Annotated in this window: 20 protein-coding genes; 14 read left to right on the forward strand and 6 right to left on the reverse strand. The window is 52.4% G+C overall.

Annotation, left to right across the window (positions count from 1 at the left end):
* Positions 1-135: 135 nt before the first annotated feature.
* The 5 genes from JL719_RS13110 to JL719_RS24510 all read right to left on the reverse strand — a co-directional run bounded on the left by JL719_RS13110 (position 136) and on the right by JL719_RS24510 (position 2,856).
* A complete protein-coding gene (locus JL719_RS13110; RefSeq protein ID WP_033159586.1) occupies positions 136-1,245 on the reverse strand; it encodes a helix-turn-helix domain-containing protein in 1,110 nt (369 codons plus the stop codon).
* Positions 1,242-1,841 carry a hypothetical protein gene (locus JL719_RS13115; RefSeq protein WP_033159585.1) on the reverse strand — a complete coding sequence of 200 codons (600 nt, stop codon included), beginning with the start codon at positions 1,839-1,841 and terminating at the stop codon, positions 1,242-1,244. The genes JL719_RS13110 and JL719_RS13115 overlap by 4 nt, the downstream gene beginning before the upstream one ends.
* A 148-nt stretch (positions 1,842-1,989) precedes the next feature.
* A complete protein-coding gene (locus JL719_RS13120; RefSeq protein WP_033159584.1) occupies positions 1,990-2,190 on the reverse strand; it encodes a DUF7706 family protein in 201 nt (66 codons plus the stop codon).
* Positions 2,191-2,202: 12 nt separating this feature from the next.
* A complete protein-coding gene (locus JL719_RS13125) occupies positions 2,203-2,640 on the reverse strand; it encodes a hypothetical protein (RefSeq protein ID WP_225892850.1) in 438 nt (145 codons plus the stop codon).
* Between the two features lie 33 nt (positions 2,641-2,673).
* Complete coding sequence (locus JL719_RS24510) at positions 2,674-2,856, reverse strand: hypothetical protein (RefSeq protein WP_225892851.1); 183 nt, start codon at positions 2,854-2,856, stop codon at positions 2,674-2,676.
* A gap of 14 nt (positions 2,857-2,870) precedes the next feature.
* Here JL719_RS24510 and JL719_RS13130 point away from each other — a divergent pair, with 14 nt between their 5' ends.
* The 11 genes from JL719_RS13130 (at position 2,871) to JL719_RS13180 (ending at position 12,970) form a co-directional block, all read left to right on the forward strand.
* The gene (locus tag JL719_RS13130) at positions 2,871-3,134 is read left to right on the forward strand and encodes a hypothetical protein (RefSeq protein WP_133120691.1); all 264 of its coding nucleotides are present in this window, start codon (positions 2,871-2,873) and stop codon (positions 3,132-3,134) included.
* Position 3,135: 1 nt separating this feature from the next.
* Positions 3,136-3,699: a single-stranded DNA-binding protein gene (locus JL719_RS13135; RefSeq protein WP_373276513.1), complete on the forward strand. Its 564-nt coding sequence runs from the start codon at positions 3,136-3,138 to the stop codon at positions 3,697-3,699.
* Positions 3,700-3,842: 143 nt separating this feature from the next.
* Entirely contained in the window at positions 3,843-4,892 is a 1,050-nt protein-coding gene (bet, locus tag JL719_RS13140) for a phage recombination protein Bet (RefSeq protein WP_033159583.1), read from the forward strand.
* 94 nt (positions 4,893-4,986) lie between these two features.
* On the forward strand, positions 4,987-5,322 hold the full coding sequence (locus JL719_RS13145; RefSeq protein ID WP_033159582.1) for a hypothetical protein: 336 nt from the start codon (positions 4,987-4,989) through the stop codon (positions 5,320-5,322).
* Positions 5,319-6,320: a YqaJ viral recombinase family nuclease gene (locus JL719_RS13150; protein WP_033159581.1), complete on the forward strand. Its 1,002-nt coding sequence runs from the start codon at positions 5,319-5,321 to the stop codon at positions 6,318-6,320. Before JL719_RS13145 ends, JL719_RS13150 begins: the two co-directional genes overlap by 4 nt.
* 351 nt (positions 6,321-6,671) lie before the next feature.
* Entirely contained in the window at positions 6,672-6,884 is a 213-nt protein-coding gene (locus tag JL719_RS13155; RefSeq protein WP_033159580.1) for a hypothetical protein, read from the forward strand.
* A gap of 111 nt (positions 6,885-6,995) precedes the next feature.
* The gene (locus JL719_RS13160) at positions 6,996-7,937 is read left to right on the forward strand and encodes an AAA family ATPase (RefSeq protein WP_033159579.1); all 942 of its coding nucleotides are present in this window, start codon (positions 6,996-6,998) and stop codon (positions 7,935-7,937) included.
* Positions 7,938-7,939: 2 nt separating this feature from the next.
* On the forward strand, positions 7,940-8,692 hold the full coding sequence (locus JL719_RS13165) for a hypothetical protein (protein ID WP_033159578.1): 753 nt from the start codon (positions 7,940-7,942) through the stop codon (positions 8,690-8,692).
* 124 nt (positions 8,693-8,816) lie between these two features.
* Positions 8,817-10,007: a DUF3150 domain-containing protein gene (locus JL719_RS13170; RefSeq protein ID WP_033158740.1), complete on the forward strand. Its 1,191-nt coding sequence runs from the start codon at positions 8,817-8,819 to the stop codon at positions 10,005-10,007.
* Between the two features lie 85 nt (positions 10,008-10,092).
* Positions 10,093-11,913, forward strand: coding sequence for a VWA domain-containing protein (locus JL719_RS13175; RefSeq protein WP_033158741.1), 1,821 nt, complete (start codon positions 10,093-10,095; stop codon positions 11,911-11,913).
* Positions 11,914-12,433: 520 nt separating this feature from the next.
* A complete protein-coding gene (locus tag JL719_RS13180) occupies positions 12,434-12,970 on the forward strand; it encodes a hypothetical protein (protein ID WP_033158742.1) in 537 nt (178 codons plus the stop codon).
* Here the strand turns inward: JL719_RS13180 and JL719_RS13185 are convergent.
* Positions 12,948-13,325 carry a hypothetical protein gene (locus JL719_RS13185; protein WP_033158743.1) on the reverse strand — a complete coding sequence of 126 codons (378 nt, stop codon included), beginning with the start codon at positions 13,323-13,325 and terminating at the stop codon, positions 12,948-12,950. The two genes, JL719_RS13180 and JL719_RS13185, sit on opposite strands and share 23 nt — an antisense overlap.
* Positions 13,326-13,489: 164 nt before the next feature.
* Here JL719_RS13185 and JL719_RS13190 point away from each other — a divergent pair, with 164 nt between their 5' ends.
* The 3 genes from JL719_RS13190 (at position 13,490) to JL719_RS13200 (ending at position 16,676) form a co-directional block, all read left to right on the forward strand.
* Positions 13,490-14,152: a hypothetical protein gene (locus JL719_RS13190; protein ID WP_033158810.1), complete on the forward strand. Its 663-nt coding sequence runs from the start codon at positions 13,490-13,492 to the stop codon at positions 14,150-14,152.
* Positions 14,153-14,301: 149 nt separating this feature from the next.
* Positions 14,302-14,799, forward strand: coding sequence for a hypothetical protein (locus JL719_RS13195; protein WP_033158744.1), 498 nt, complete (start codon positions 14,302-14,304; stop codon positions 14,797-14,799).
* 113 nt (positions 14,800-14,912) lie between these two features.
* Complete coding sequence (locus JL719_RS13200) at positions 14,913-16,676, forward strand: DUF4942 domain-containing protein (protein ID WP_033158745.1); 1,764 nt, start codon at positions 14,913-14,915, stop codon at positions 16,674-16,676.
* The last annotated feature ends 25 nt before the right edge of the window (positions 16,677-16,701 follow it).

The raw sequence follows: 16,701 nt of genomic DNA on the forward strand, positions 1-16,701 counted from the left end.
GCATTCTTCTGTCAACCGAATGTCGTCACCCTTCGACAACAATTCCATTCATGAAGGCTTGCCAGAGCCAAAGCAAGTCTTAAAGAAAAGGCGATTGTCTAGCAAAAAAAACGACATCAAGTTACTTTTGAAAACCTAATTCAAACTACGATGATATTGCAGAATAACAATATTATTCTGAAACGATTCATCAGCTTTAACGCCAACCAACTGATCGAGAAGTTCAGGTTTTACAAACATCAAGTCGGCAATCATTTTTCTGGACATGCCGCATTGCTCGGCCAAAACTTTCATGCTGTCCAAAATAACTTCAGGCTTTTCCTGAACCATATCACGATCTTCATGCTCCTGAAGCGCTTCCCCGTGCCGACGCAATGAAATAACACCAGACCGATATTGCTCTTCCGAAAACGCGCCGAGCTGCCGACCACGATACAAAATCGCCGCTTTTGAGACCCCCCAGCGCATTTTGATGTCGGACAGTGCTTGCCAATTCAGCCGACTGCCGCGTAACGCTTTTTGGCACTCCTTAATAAAATATGCGCGCGGCATTAAAAACGCGCTCGCAAATCGGTTGGCTTGGGATTCTGTTGCTCTATCCCCCGTTTGGACGCCAACGTGAATGGTCAAGTGTCCAATTTCATGCGCGATTCCAAACCGGGTACGGCAAGTCGATTTCCCTCCAGCATTTAACGTAATAACCGGCCGCCGAGTAGCAAACGAAATGGCATCGATCTCGTCCGCTAGCCCACCCGTTTTTACCAATACCGCACCAGCATTTTCTGCAACGCGGCTCATATTAGCAATTGGCCCTAAACCCAACCCCCAATGAGACCGGCTTATTTCAGCAACGCGTTCAATCTCTTCGGGCGTTGATACCTCTTCATGTAGAAAATCGTAATTGGGAAAATCTAAGTTCTGGTCAAGAACGGACACCAGTCGCTTAAACATCTCGCCCTGTGCACGAGCGACCTGCTTAAGCGCAACTTTCGTGGTCAGCTGTTTACGAAAATGGCACTGCTCGTCGGAAATCGGCATCGGATCGACTTCCCTGAAAAATCGGGGCAGCACGTCCAGAGCTTCCGCCAACGCTGTTTCCAGGCTTTCATGCGGAGGCTCTAAGCCTGATTCCAACCGACTGAGATATTGCTTTGACTTATTGACTCTATCGGCCAAATCCTGCAAAGACAGCCCGTGAAATAACCGAGCAAGCCGAAGGTTTTGCCCAAGAAAATCGGCGGTCATAGCCGATTGGCCTCGTCTTTGGAACCCGCGACTGATTTTTTCGGTTTGACGGCAGGTTTGCCTATTTCAACAGCTTCAGGAACAACAACGGCATTAACACTTTGGAAAGTTCTAATCGCACCGGACTCCCATTGACACCGCACCACGCCCGTCGCGTCGAATCCGAGAAAAACAACTGAAGGCTCAGCATCATCATTGATGCCTTGATCAATGATGAAACAGTAACGGCATGGGTCCTGGTCGCTCTCAATATCATCGAAAAATGACGCTTGGTAGCGATTAACCGTCAAGACGGCTTTTTTCTTTGGGCTGTTTGGATCGTCACTGCTGAATCGACAAGGTACGCTACCAATTGTGAAGACCAAATCATTGGCGTTATTACTGACCTGTAACCAAGAATAAGTTTTTGCCAGAGCCAAGCCTTTAATCCGGTTTTTTTGCCGTCCGAATGTGGTGCAGCCACGCGTGTAGTTATCATCTGTTTCTGAGGAAAGATCGTCGAGCGTTTTATAGTGTTCATCCAGTAACAACTCTGCGACGACGGATAAACGTTCATGAGTCAAATCCGAGTGGTAATGTATAGGTTGAGGAAGCATTCGCCCTCCAAATTGTGCAAAAATAAAAAATCGTCAACCTAATAATTGTGCATTTTTAAGATTTTGTCAACTTAGCACTTCAGATTCACTCTAATCCTCAGCCGAATTTACGGTTAGCTTCTTTTCAACGAAATTGACGGGGTGTTTCCTAGCGTGGGTCGTAGCCAATGGCAACCAAGTTCCTTCTGACCTTTTCCGCAACAGCGCGCATGCGATAAGCCCCCTCATCATCGACAGCCTGACTGCAATAATCAGCAAATCCAGTTCGCTTTAGAAATTGCGCCAAATCCAAAGCCTCCTGTTCGGATAACGAAACACACAAGCATATTTCACTCGAATCAACGCTCATTGCGCACCTGCCTTAATTCGAGTCGGTCTCATCAACCAATGAGTCCTCATCCTTGGAAAGTTTCACTGGCTCACCCAACAGTCCAGATTGCTGTCGGGCCAATCGCACTTCCTCTCCATGCCCTTGTTCATAAGCTGCCTGATGCGCATGCCGTTCCATCGTCACAATTTTATTCGCTAGCCGCTGCAAGCGCTGCTGCCACTGAAGACGTGCATCAATGCAATGTTTGTTGGAAATGACCTGGCACAGCCACAAGGTGTCCATCACGATCATCAACTGGTCCAGCAAACGAATCAACTCGACGAACTGGGCAATCTGGGGCGAGGCAATCTTGGCCACAAATTCCCTGGGATGCGTGTACGTCGGCGTTTCAGTGATGCCGTTGTCGGCCTTGAGTTTTTCCAACCGACTCTTTTCCTGCTGCAGTTGCTCCGCACATTCGGCAATCATCTGACTGACGAGGCTTTCAATTTCATCGACCGTTTACTCTCTTCCAATGATGCGCAGAATCACGTCGATGGCGTACAGGGACACCATCAATCGATGATAGCTGTTACGAATCACCCGAATGGCTTGTTCGCTGTTGATGCTAAATGTACGTTCAAATATTGGCCGACTGATGGCACGGCGCGGGGCTGGTTTGGGCTGTGGAGCTGCTTCGGACATGACCGTTTCCTGATGTGAACGAATGGTTCATGATCGTAAGCCAGATTCTTTTTAGCCTTTCCGCAGCTGATGGCGAATTCGGCATCAGCTGCAAAAGCCCTTCAAAAAATCTCTGCTTCAATACCAGCCAACGGAATTGGTTGGCCATCAGCCTTCCGCTTCTCCCCAGACTTTCTCGGCTGGTCTTTCACGACCGCCTTGATCCGACCTCGGTCGGCGTTCCGTTTTTAAGCGGCGACGGTGGTGTTCCATCGGCGTGTCAGGTGCGTCAAGCCTGATGTGAGTATTAATTGTTTAACCCTGCCGGGCGTATCGATTCCCCCAGGGATTCGAGGCGTCGGCATGCCCATCGCCGCGCCGCTGGGTATTGTTATCGTTGAGTCGGGCGCGGCCGACAGGAGGAATGTCATCATGGCCAATCGCGGCGTGAACAAAGTCATCTTACTGGGCCGGCTCGGCGCCGATCCGGATGTTCGCTTTATGCCCAATAACGGCGGCAAAGTCGTCGCCGTTCGTCTGGCAACCAGCGAAGTCTGGAACGATCCCAAAAACGGCAAACAGGAGCGGACCGAATGGCATCGAGTGGTGTTTTTCAAAAAACTCGCTGATACCGCCGAAAAGTATTTGCACAAAGGCAGCCAGATCTACATCGAAGGCCGTTTGCGTACCCAGCAATGGGGTCAAGCGGGCGATAAGCGCTACCGTACCGAAATCGCCGCCTTTGAATTGCAGATGCTGGATCGCCCTAACGCATCGGCAGCCGCCAACAGTTCGTCATCATCGCCAGCGGCCCCTGAGGACGCCGATTGGGATGACGAATATAGCGATATGCCCATCCATTAACCCTAGTCGCGCCGATTATTGGCGTTCGTGTATTTAACGTTTACACCGCCGATCCTTTTCAGGCTTCGGTATTTCAACCCCAAGGGGAATTCCATTTCCCGGCGGGCAATGGCGTTCCCTTTTTTTATTGAAGGAGACCCACCATGAATCAAAACAACCGCAACACATTACCCAAAACTCGTGACTTGCCGATGCCGGCTGTTGTGCAACAAAGCTACGGCCTGTCGGAGCAGTCCTGGAAAGTACTGACGGAAGTCACCTTTCCCACGGCGAAGACCCCGGAAGCCATTCTAATGGCGCTGGATTATTGCAAGGCCCGCAAGCTCGACATCTTCAAAAAACCGGTGCATATCGTGCCGATGTGGAGTGCCTCGTTAGGTCGCAATGTCGAAACCGTCTGGCCGTCCATCATGGAAATCCAGACGACTGCGTCCCGAACCGGTGTTTGGGCTGGCATGGACAGACCCGTCTGGGGCCCGGATGTCACCAAAACATTTACCGGACGCTACAAGGACGACAACGAGCAATGGCAGGAATCCAGTGTCACCGTGACCTTTCCCGAATGCGTGGCGGTCACCGTGTATAGGATCGTCGGCAGCAAACGCTGTGCTTTTACCGAGGAAGTGTATTGGCTGGAAGCCTACAGCACGGCCGGCGGTAAAAACTCGCAAGTGCCGACTGCCATGTGGATCAAACGCCCCAAGGGGCAATTGGCCAAATGCGGTAAAGCGGCGTCTTTGCGTACTGCCTTTCCAGAGGAATGCGGCTATGCCGCGGAGGAGATGGATGGCAAAACGCTCGACGATGTTGTCGACGGTACCGTAATCGATGGCGAGGCGACGCATTGGGAAACCGATGTTGGTTCTGCTGATGATCGGTTTATAGGAGCATCCGAGCCTACACCGCACGTGATTGATTTGTCGCAAATCCATCCCAAGGTGCAAAAAGCGGTCGCAGAGCTGGTTAGACGGACTGCGGCGGCAGGTGCCTGGAAAGCAGCCTACGACTATGCCCACCAGAAGTTCAAAGGCATGGATCTGACCTTTGCGTTGGCCGAGTTGGACAAGGTATCGCAAGTTGAACCCAAGGCAACACAAGCCCTGGAGCAAACCGAAAACACTGGCATGCCACCCTTGTCAGCGAAAGACATGGCTATGAATCAGGCCCGTCAAACCTTGGGTAACGCCGCCTAATACGCTGCTACCCAAAATTCCCTAACCACCCACGAGGGCGTCATGTTTCGCCCACGGGGTTGGACATGACACCCTTCTTTTATTAGGAGAGGTCATGAACACAAACGATCAATCATTAAACCGCGTGCCCTGTCATACCGACTGGCAACGTTACGATTCACCCACGGTGTTACGCCGTCACGGTCGTGGCTTTCTGGAACGCCTGTGGCGACCCCAGGCCAACGAACCGAACCCGCAGCCCTTGAGCCAACCGGAACTGACGACATTAGCCGAGAGTTTTGGCGGTGTGTGTCTGCCGGCGCAAGACGAACTGCTGTTGCTGTTCGGCGATGGCCATTGGGCCCGGCGTTGCCAGACCCAGTTGCACAAGCTCGGTATCGAGTCGGTGCGCTTCGGTTGCCAAGTGCAGTTGACCGGATTTTCGCGATGAAGGTCATCGACGTTTCGCAGCGTTCCGCCGCCTGGCGGCAGTGGCGCTTACACGGCGTCAGTGCCAGCGAAGCGGCCATTGTCATGAACCGTTCGCCGTACAAAACCCCGTGGCGTCTCTGGGCCGAGAAAATCGGCCTGGTTTTGGAAGCCAGCCTGGACAACAACCCGTTGATCCGCGCCGGCATCCAGCAAGAGCCCGAGGCTTTGCAACGCTTCGAGGACAAACACGATCTGATGTTGTTGCCGCTGTGCGGCGAGTCGGAACAGTATCCCTTGATGCGCGCCTCGTTCGACGGCTTGTCCGAAGCGAATGAACCCGTGGAAATCAAATGTCCGCACGAGACCACGTTTCTGGATGTGCTGTTGAATGGGGAAGCTTCGGCGGCCTATCAGTTGTATTGGTGCCAGGTGCAACAGCAATTGCTGGTCGCCGAAGCGCAACGCGGCTTTTTGTTTTTCTACCAACAAGACCAGGATGTGGAATTCGAGATTCAGCGCGATGAGCACTTTCTCACGGCTCTGGTCGAGTCCGCGATGGATTTCTGGTCGGCGGTCAAATCGAAAAAGGAACCACCCAAGGATCCTGAGCGCGATTTGTACTTGCCCCACGGCGATGTGGAACGGCAATGGCAACAACTGGCGGCGACGTATCGGCAACGGGCGTTGACCATCCTGGATCTGAAAAGCCAACTTAACGGCTTGGAGGATGAGCAGTCGCGCATTGAAGACACGTTGGTAGCGTTGATGGGTGATTACGTGGCTGCGGAGCATTCCGGATTGCGGATCAGCCGATTTCAAAGCCAGGGTGCTATCGATTACAAGGCAGCATTGCAAGCCTTGCAACCGGGTGTTCAGGCCTCGGCGCTGGAAGTCTATCGAAAACCGTCGGCTACGCGTGTCCGCGTGACCTGTCGGGACGACGACGGCAAACATGCCGAAGTGCCGTTCGACGCCCAAACCCTGAAAGACCTGGCGGGCGTGGATTTTTGGTTTTGAGTTTTCGTCGTCTTTCCAAGACATCCTGTAACCCCTGTGGTTATGGGATGTTCTTTGATTGACGTCAACCGGCCAAGATAATTTACGCCGGCCATATGATCGAATCAGTTATTTCTGGCCTGTCGGTTTTAGGCTGGGCTTTCAACAGAAAAGTCCAACCCAAAACCCGCATCGTTCAGGCATTCCTTTCTGGAATCCCGAATCCGGTTTCGACCGGCGTTCCGTTGTTAAGCGGCATGAGCATTTGCCTCGTGTGCCAGGTGCGTCAAGCCTGGTGTGTTTAGTTTGTCCCGTTGGGGTTCATCACCCTTGCGGGACGGTGACCCCTTTTCACTTTTGAAGGAGGTCATTATGAATCACGACTTTTGGAAAACCTTGCACGGCTGGTTGAACGTTGCCCATAGCAACGATATCCAGGCCAAAAAGCGTTTGCTGCTGGAGATGCACCGTCAAATCTCGGAGCCCGGTTTGAGAAGCGACATTCAGCGCATCCTGCGTTTGATGGATCGGGAGCTGTTGGCCCGCGCCGAATGGGCGATGTACTGCGTCATGCAGCTACGTTGATTTTTTAATCCGTCCTGGCATGCCAGGGCTTTATTCACCCGCTGGGGCTCATCACCCCTCGGGGCGGCGTGCCCCTTGTTTTTTCTGAGGCTAGTCCTCGAGGAGCTCACCATGTACCAACAATATTCCATTACCGACTCCTTCGGCATTCAGGCACCGGCTTCCATGAAAGTGGAAGGCTTTGTTCCGGCAAATAACCTCTATGTACCGGCTATTAAGCCGTATGTGTTTCGCAAGGATCACTTACGGGATGTATTGGCGTTTTTAGGCGCGCATAACGGCGATGGCTTATACCTGACTGGCCCTACCGGCTCTGGAAAAACCTCGTTGTTGGAGCAAGTCGCGGCACGTCTGAATTGGGGCGTGCATTCGGTCACCGGTCACGGTCGACTGGAACTGAACGATCTGCTCGGTCAGTACATGCTGGTCGACGGCGGCGCGATGAAGTGGATCGATGGCCCGCTGACCCTGGCGGTTCGCTTAGGGCATGTGCTGTTGATCAACGAAATCGATGCCATCGACCCCGCTGAACTGATCGGTTTGAATGAAATCGTCGAAGGGAAACCTCTAACGATTCCACAGACTGGCGACGTAATTGCCCCGCATCCCAAGTTTCGTTTGGTGGCCACCGGCAATAGTGCCGGATCGGGTGATCAATCGGGAATGTATCAAGGGGTGTTGCGGCAGAACCTAGCGTTTCTGGACCGGTTTCGCTTGATGGAAGTCGGTTATCCCGACCCTGCAGATGAAATGAAGCTATTGGCCGATGTTGTGCCAACCATGCCGGAATCGGTAAGGGAAAGCATGATCAAAGTGGCCAATCAGATTCGTAAAGTCTTCATCGGCGGCGCGGATGGTGGCGGTATGTTGTCAGTCACGTTATCGACGCGCGGTTTAGTGCGTTGGGCATCGTTAGTGGCCACCTTCAAAAGTGCGCCCAATGCCTTGGCGTATTCCTTGGACCGGGCCTTGACCTTTAGAGCCGAACCAGCCGAACGCGAAGCGATTCATCGCATTGCCAAAGATGTGTTCGGAGACGATTGGGCGGTGTAGTCATGGCCGTGTGGAGTTTGTTCCGTTATCGCCACAGCGATGGCAGTTCCAAAGACTGGGCCATCACGACGAATGCCGACGGCTCGATCTCGACGCGTTGGGGTAAATCGGCTTCTCGTCTGCCGAGTATCAACACACGATCAGGAATACGCCAGCACGACATCGAACGGCAAAAACAGGCCAAGGGCTATGTATTTGTCGGCGAAGTCGAGATCGATAGCGAAGGCAACATCCGGTTACCCCGGCCCGTACCGATGGCTGATGCTTCACCTATGCCTAGTGAAAATCCGTCGGCTCCGATCAACAAACTGTATTGGCATGTCGATTGTCGCTCCGGGCGTAATACCCAGAGCGAAATGGGCATCGCACTACGGCGTTGGTTGGGCGATCTGGAAGCCTGGTCTCAGGCCCAAGGACTAACTGAAAGCGACTGGTCTGGTTGGCAACGGTTAATTGATGCCAGTCTGGGCGATGAGGCCTTTGACCTCAGCGGGCAAATTCACCTCCAACACGGGGTGTTGCCTTGGCTGTGGCTGATGGCCTTGAAGCATGCGGCATTTCCCGGCGTGTCGATGGGTATTGCCACCGAAAGCGGCCGTGATGTCTCGGCAGAGCTGAAAGCCGAAACGGAGGTCTTGGCATTATTCGACACCGACGTCGAGGCCATACGGCCTCTGGCAGAAAGCTTGGGGCTGTTGAAACCCCGGCTCGATCTGGCGTTGGCCATGGCCGATCAAACCGATCACTGGTTTTGATTCGCCGAATTTTTAACCCTTAACGCCTGTATCGAAGAGTTCGACCCAGGTATTTTTAACACTCACCCGGAAGGGGCCATTTGCCCCCATGGGGTCAGTGTGCCTTCTTCCCTAGGAGGTTCACATGACACAAACCCAACTCATTTTAGATCAAGTAGTCTTGGTCAAAGTCGACGCCACGATTTACGGCGCGCGCAAAAAACTCAACAAAGAAGATCTGGTACTGGCCGACGGTAGCAAGTTGCCGCCGGAGGATTTGGCCAGTTTAGGCTCGAAGCGCTTGCTCGATCCGGACCGTCTCTCGGTGTTCAACCGCCTGAAAAAGGAAGCCGAACGCATTTGTTTACGCGTCGGCACCCGCTTTCTGGGCGGTTTCATCGTACCGGTCGCGGCAGCACCACAAGTCACGGTGGAACTGGATCGAATCGCTGGGGATTTTGCTCAGGCACGGGCCGAGTTTTTGGATGGCTACGATACTGCGGTACAAGACTGGATGGTCAAACATCCGGAATTCGCCGGCATCATCGAAAAAGCCATTGACTCGGTGGCCTTGGTCGCCACCCGCTTGACCTTTGATTATCTGGTGGTGTCGGTGGCCTTACCCGAACAGTTGCCAAAAGTGGAGGTCGAACGCCTGGAAAGCAAAATCGGTTCGTTGAGCGAGCAGATGTTCCATGAAATTGCGGTGGACGCCAACTTGCTGGTCGAACAATCGTTGCTCGGCAAGGAACAAGTCACCCGCAACGCGCTCAGGCCGATCAAACGCATCCGCGACAAACTCGATGGCTTGAGTTTTTTGGATCATCGCGTAGCGCCGGTGGTAACCACCATTGACGACTTGCTCGGCAAAATTCCGACTCGGGGCTCAATCGAAGGCGGTTTGCTGCAGGAAATTCTCGCCATGGCGATGTTGCTGGCCGATCCGGATAAAACTCGGCGGCACGGAGAAGGATTGTTGGCGGCGCAAGCGCTCACACTAGAAACTGACGTTGATGCTGAAGAAACCCTCGATCAAGCGGAGGCCGAGCCATCTGTACTACCAGCATCAGCGCCTGTCATCGCTGTGACCGTTTCAGACAATCCGGATTTTACCAATCTGTTTGATGGCATCTTTGATGATGAACTCGAAGCGGAATTGGCATCGGATGACTGGGCGCTGGAGGTTTTGCTGGATAAGCATCAGTCTGAGCGAAAAACAGGACATGATGCCGATCAAGATCAAGCGCATGATTCGGACCAAGCGGCGGCACCGAGAACGGTGACGGCAGGCGTCGATGAGGAAGCGGACGACTCCGACCAGGACTACTGGTTCTGATCTGACGCCATTTAACTATTCACCCACTGGGGCAAAGTCATGTCCCGCTGGGGTCATGGTTTGCCCCTAATTTTTGGAGCACACCATGAAAAATAGAACCTTACACAACGCCTTCCCCATCGTGGCGGCCGCCATCGGCAATCGCTTTGGCGTCAAAGTCAGTGTCGGTGGGAATCAAGCCTATACCGATGGCAAATCCATTCAGTTGCCGGCTTATGACGGTGACGATGCGGAATATCAGGATGTGGCCTGGGGGCTGTTGGCCCACGAAGCGGCGCACATTCGTTATTCGGACTTTACGCTGCGCTACGGTAATTCAGTATTACGCCGTCGGCTTTGCAACGCGATTGAAGATGTCCGCATTGAGTATGAACTGGCCAAGGATTTTCCGGGAACTCGGCTGACGATTCGCACGGTAATTGAAAAGATGATTGCCAAAGGCGACTTTGTCGCCAGCAATATCACTGATCATCCGGCCAATATTCTGTATAGCTTCGTGTTGAAAAGCTTGCGTGCCAGGGTATTGGGTCAGTCGTCGTTACGGCCGTTGGTCGAAGAAACTGAAACCGCTTTGAAGGCAACGTTCCCCACCGGCGCTGTGACACGTTTGAAAGGCTTATTGTCCGAAGTCCCGGAGGGATTGCAATCCGAATCCGATTGCCTGCAATTGACTGATCGCATCCTGACCATGATTGAGCAGGAGTTCGAGCAACAACGGCAGCGCAATCAGACTCAGCCATCGGTTGATGAGGACACATCGTGTGAATCGGATGATACGGATCAGGCCGGTGAAACAGCTGACTTGGACAATTCGAACGCTTCGGATTCCGAGGATGATATGGAACACGATCAAGATTTACCTACGGATAATGACGACGAACAGTCTTCAGAATCCGGTGGTAACGATGATTCCAATCCGGAAAATCCTGACGATGAACCCAGTGCGCAGGCAGAAAGTTCTTCATCCAATCCGCAAGGTGATGACGAAGAGAGCACGGAGATTGCAGACCCGATGGGCGTCTTGCAAACCCTGTTGTCCGCCAGCGACGGTGACATCGAACAAGACCTGTTTGAATCCCTTAAATCAGCCTTGTCGTTGGCGGCGGAAAACGTGTCAGAACTGCTAATGCCCAGTGGCCACGAGCCACCTATGGACGATCAGGCCGGTGCGTTTTTTCTGCGTAAGGTACAAAGCGAATCGGGGAAAATCCGCGCCGCTTTACAAGGCCTGGTGCAGTCACAAACCCTCAACCGCTCGCAACATGCGTGTCGTGGACGGCGAATGGATGGTAAGCGTTTACACCGCTTACCACTCGGCGAAACCAAGGTGTTTCAGCGTAAGCAGGCCAAATCGGCGCCCAATACTGCGATTCATCTGCTACTCGATAAATCCGAAAGCATGGGTTATCAGGTGACCGATAGCCAAGGCCAACCCATCGGATCGCGTATGCCGATTGCGTTGGAAGCCACCTTGGCGCTGGCATTGGCCTTTGAAGGCATTCCGGGGGTTAATCCTGGCGTCACTGCGTTTCCCGGCATTCAAGATGACTCGGTATTTCGTCTGCTGGAGCATGGTCAACGTGTGAATGCCCGTACCGGTGCTTTTTCGCTGGCAGCCACTGGCAGTACGCCGATGACCGAAGCGATTTGGTTTGGTGCGGCGTCGCTATTAGGTTGCCGAGAACCTCGCAAAGTGTTGATGGTCATGACCGATGGTCAGCCCAACGATACCTTGAGCACGCTGGAACTGTTGCAGCGTTGCCGCGATAGTGGCATTGAAACGGTCGGTGTGGGATTGGGATTGGATGTCAGTCATCTATTCCCGATTGCGATCACCATTAACGATCTATCAGAGCTGAGAGCGCAATTGTTCGAACTCTCGAAAGCGGTGTTGTTGGCTGCCTAAGTCTCGGCCAGTCATTTATCCGTAGCCCAATCCTTGGCTTAATGCCTTGGATTGTGGCTATGGGTAGCTGATTGCAACCGTAGTTTGTCGAAGGCTATGTTCGCGTTAGTAGTTGAAAGGACATTGAAGCCGTCATCCCGGCATGGATTGCCGGAATCCAAGTCACAAGGATGTGAAGAAATCTTGCCATCCATGACTTCTGGGCCCCGGCAATCCATGCCGGGGCGACGTCAACTATTAACGCGAACATAGCCTTGTCGAATGCACTCACATCCTGGAGCCCATTCGACAAACAGACCTTTCATGCGTTCTTTTCGAAGAATGCTGAATCCGACCTTGGTCGGCGTTCCGTCATTAGGCGGCGAGCAAGGTGATCCCTTGATCGTGTCGGGTGCGTTAAGCCCGATGTAAATCGCAGTGGTGCTACCCACTGAAAATCAAAACCCGCTTCGGGCGACCATCGCCCGGCCGGGCGCTGCTCATTCGAAGTGTTTTCTTAAATCTTTAAAGGAGAACTTCAATGAACTTTATTTTCGGCGTCATCCTACTGGCTATGTTTATCCTCGCCTTGCGGGTGATTTGGGCAACAGCATTGCAACTGCTGAGCGCATTCAAACACACAGCTCAAACGTTTCACCGCTATCGTGCGCAGCGTTTGGCACGACACCGGCTACCGGTGATCATGCCCACCATCCGTCACGAGGTAGATTGGTTGGCCATGTCGGATTCCGTGCGTCAGGAAATTCATAGTCGCAACGCAGGTTCCAATCGGCAAGTTGATCGATTGGATGTGGAGTTGCAGATAAAATCCAAAACCATGGAACTGATTAAAGCCGATATTCAAATCGCCAAGTTACAACTGGAATTGGAAAAAGTCAGACCAATGGCAGCTTTAGATGAGCCGAAAGCCGGTAAACTGACAAAACGCTCGAAAAAAACTACTTCAGTGATGGATGAAGATTTATCCAAATCATCCCATCCAGTGCGTCAATTGAGGACTGCTCTCAAGTCTGGTAATGGCCTGGAGATTCAGGCTAATGAGCTTGCCCGCCATTGAAAACCGACCACTGAGCACCCGTTTGTGTTTTGAAGATACGAACGGGGTTTCTGTTGATTGGTTGATCAAATTGAGTCGGCAATAAGTTTGATGGCAACAAAGCCGAAAAATCGTGTTGGCTCTCTCGCCTGAGTTGGCGAATACGACTTAATAACGTCCAAGCGATTTCTGGATCGTCAATATCGTTCAAGACTTCCGCTTCGGCAGCGTCCAAATCAGCAAATAATTTTTTGCAGATTGGGGTGGCTTGATCGTTGGAATCCAACGGAATCGCCATCGGTTTTCGACTTGGATACGTCTCTTCCGTCTGCTTAGGACTGAGGAAATCAAAAATGCGCAAAATATCGTCAAACATGGCTATTTCTCTGCTTTTAATGAGTTTTAGTCACCATATACCGATTTTTGCGCGAATTCAACCCCGCTGCGCAAGCCGATTTTCGGCTTTATTCAGCGACTTTACCCTTGCAGGAACTTCATCCTGCCGGGTGGTCGTTCCTGCATTTTTTGGAGAACATGACCATGAAAACAATCAACCAACCCATCGTTGGCACAACCGCTGTCGAAAACAGCACGGTTCGCTATCTGAATCAGTACCGCTGTCCCTACTGCCAAACCGAATGGGAGGATGTATGGGATTGCGCCTGTAACGATCGCTGCCCGGACTGCAACAAGGAGATCGAGCCTTATGAAAGCGCATTGATCGAGGGTGAATCGGTGGAAACCGAATTGCCAGACGAAAAACCCGCCTCCGCCAATGTCACGGCGGCGGCTGTGAATCGGCTTTTCGTAGTTTCTTATGAAATCGACTATGTGCACCGGGTGTCGGTGGGTATCACCGCGGATAGTCCCGAAGCTGCACAACAGATTGCCGAGCAGGCATTCAACGATGCCACCATTTGGGATGACACAGCTAACGTGCCGCTATTATCCGACGAATACCTTGAGTCGGGCGATGAAAGTTTGGCCTGGGAATGCGTGGCCGTTGAACAATGGCCGGAACCGGATCATTCGGTTCGGCAATTGAAGAAAGAGCAAGCGGCCATGCAAGTTTGCCGCGGTTTGGTTGAAGCCTATCAACAAGGCGAAACCAATGGCGGCAGTATCGATTGGGAAAATTTAGATCAGTTAATCCCTCTGGCCTTACAAGCCTTGGGAAAGCCTGTACTGGAGATCCAATCCTGAAAAGTGCGCGCGGTGTTTAAGCGCGCAATTTGCAAAAACCTGAGTTAGCCACGTCATTCTATTCGGCACTCATTTTTGTCCATCCACACGGGAATGTCCTATTCCCGCTGGGGAATCGTGATGTTTCCGTATTTTTTGAGGACAACATCATGACACAAGTCTTTGAACACACCTTCGGCACGGGTCATTGCATCCAGTATCAGCGTTTGCCGTCCGGCACCTGTTATCACGCCGATACACCGGAACCGATGGTTGATTTGTTGGAACAACTTCGCCATAGCCGACGCAAAATTCGGGTTTATTACGGCGATACCCAAACCGGTCAGTCGTGGCTTGATGAACACGATGTCATCGGCTGGATTGGCCGTTCGACAGGCACCATCAAAGTGCCGTTATTGATCGAACCAGGTGACATCGGAGGTCCAGCGTTACTGGATCATTGTATCGTCCGTGTCGACAGTCCCCGCCAGGTACTTTACCAACATGATGATTTTCGAGTTGGCGAGGTAGAACTGGTGAAAGGCGAGCTTAACCGCTTGCCCTGGGAAATCTGGATCGACGGCAGCGTGCATGCCCGGTTCAAAGTAAAAACCGAAGCCCGGCAGTATCAGGACTTCATTCAAGGTAAGCGGTTCGCGTTGATATGACGCGCCGTTTAATTTCAACACTCGGTTAAACCGAGTCTTTCACACTACCCCTGCGGGATGATGCTATCCCGCCAGGGATAAATCGGTCGTCAGGGGCTTCTTTGGAGAAGATCATGACAGACCCCTATCAATATTACCCCACGCCAGAAGCACTGAGCCGTAAAGCCTGGGCGACGTTCAAGAACCAACAATTCACTCGGGTATTGGAGCCTTCAGCAGGCGAAGGCCATTTGCTTCGTTCAGTACCGTACCAGTATGGGAAACGTTTGCCGATCGATTGCATTGAAATCGATATCCGCAAGCACGCGGTTCTGCGCGATGAAGGCTTTGCCGTGGTGGGGATGGATTTTCTGCAGTTTCAAAGCGGCAGTGTCTATTCGCACATCATCATGAATCCGCCGTTTGCCGACGGGGCCAAACACGTGTTGAAGGCTTGGGAGATTTTGTTTGACGGTGAAATCGTCGCCATCCTCAACGCCGAAACCGTGCGCAATCCGTTTTCGAAGGAACGCCAGCTGTTATTGCGTTTGATCGAGCAGCACGGCGAAGTCGAGTTTCTGCCAGAAATGTTCGCCGGCGAGGATGCCGAACGCAAAACGCCGGTCGAGGTGGCCTTGGTCTGGTTGAGGAAAACCTCAACGTTTGAGCAGGACATCCTCGGCTGTATTCTGGATGATTTGCGCCAGGATAGGCGGGAGGCCGACGATTTAGCCGGTGAGTTTCAAATGCCCAACGAGTTGGCCTTACCAAACGCCTTCATCGACAATGCGGTACTGATGTTCAATGCCGCGGTCGAAGCCGCGCGCCAAGCCGTATTCAGTGAAGCCCGAGCCAGTCGTTATCGGGCCATGCTGGGTAAAACTCTCGGCGAACTGAGCGGTGGCGGTATCAGTAGTGAAGACGAGTCGTCTTCGGATGCGGTGAAGCGGACGCTGTTTAAACGCTATCACGATTTGAAGAATCGGGCCTGGGTCAGCATTTTACGCTCGACACAGGTCACGTCGCGTTTGTCGTCGGCGGCGCAAAAACGCTTGGAATCGGATTTCGAAACGGTGAAGTCCTTGGAATTTACCGTACCGAATATCTACGGCTTTTTGCAAGGCATCATCGATCAGCAAGGTGAAATTCAACTGAGCATGGTATGCGATGTATTCGATTTGATCACCCGCTATTACAGCGATAACGCGGTGTTTTACATGGGCTGGAAATCCAATGATAAACATCGCACGCTGGGTATGCGGATCAAAACCACGCGCTTCATTCTGCCGGGTCATGGCTCGAGTTCTTACCAGAATGGTTTGAACTGGGAATCGGAACGGCTGCTGGCCGACTTCGACAAGGTATTTGCCTTGCTCGACGGCAAGACCGAAGCGGAAGTAAGTTTGGTATCGGTGTTTCGGCAGCATTTTCACGCACTTCGGGTCGGCAAGCGGATTGGCGGTAGTTATTTTGACGTTCGCTATTATCCCGGCGTTGGCACCATTCACTTTTTTCCGAAAAGTAAAACCCTGATCGATCGGATGAACCGTTGGGTCGGCCGCCAGCGCCGCTGGTTGCCGCCGGTGGACATCCAAGCTGGAAAAGGTTTCTGGCATCAGTTCGAACAAGCGGAAGCGTTCGATAAGGCGTTTCACACCGAAGTGAACAAGCAGTGCAAATGCGATGGCCGACCTCTCCGATTCGATCCCTTCTGGGCTATCAAGCACGGCGGGGAGTCGGAACGGGAAAGAGGCCATGGCCTGTTGACACAAGCAATGAGCACGGTACTTGTCAGTCGGGGTATCGATCCCGATGCGGTATTGGAAAACGCCCAATCCAGCTTGCTGGAATGGGCGGGGTCTGTACCATCGGCTATTGATCTGGCTTTGGCATCGTAATCCGGTGTTATACAGGTCTTTAACT

This window comes from Methylomonas sp. LW13 (assembly GCF_016865255.1).
Classification (GTDB): Bacteria; Pseudomonadota; Gammaproteobacteria; order Methylococcales; family Methylomonadaceae; genus Methylomonas.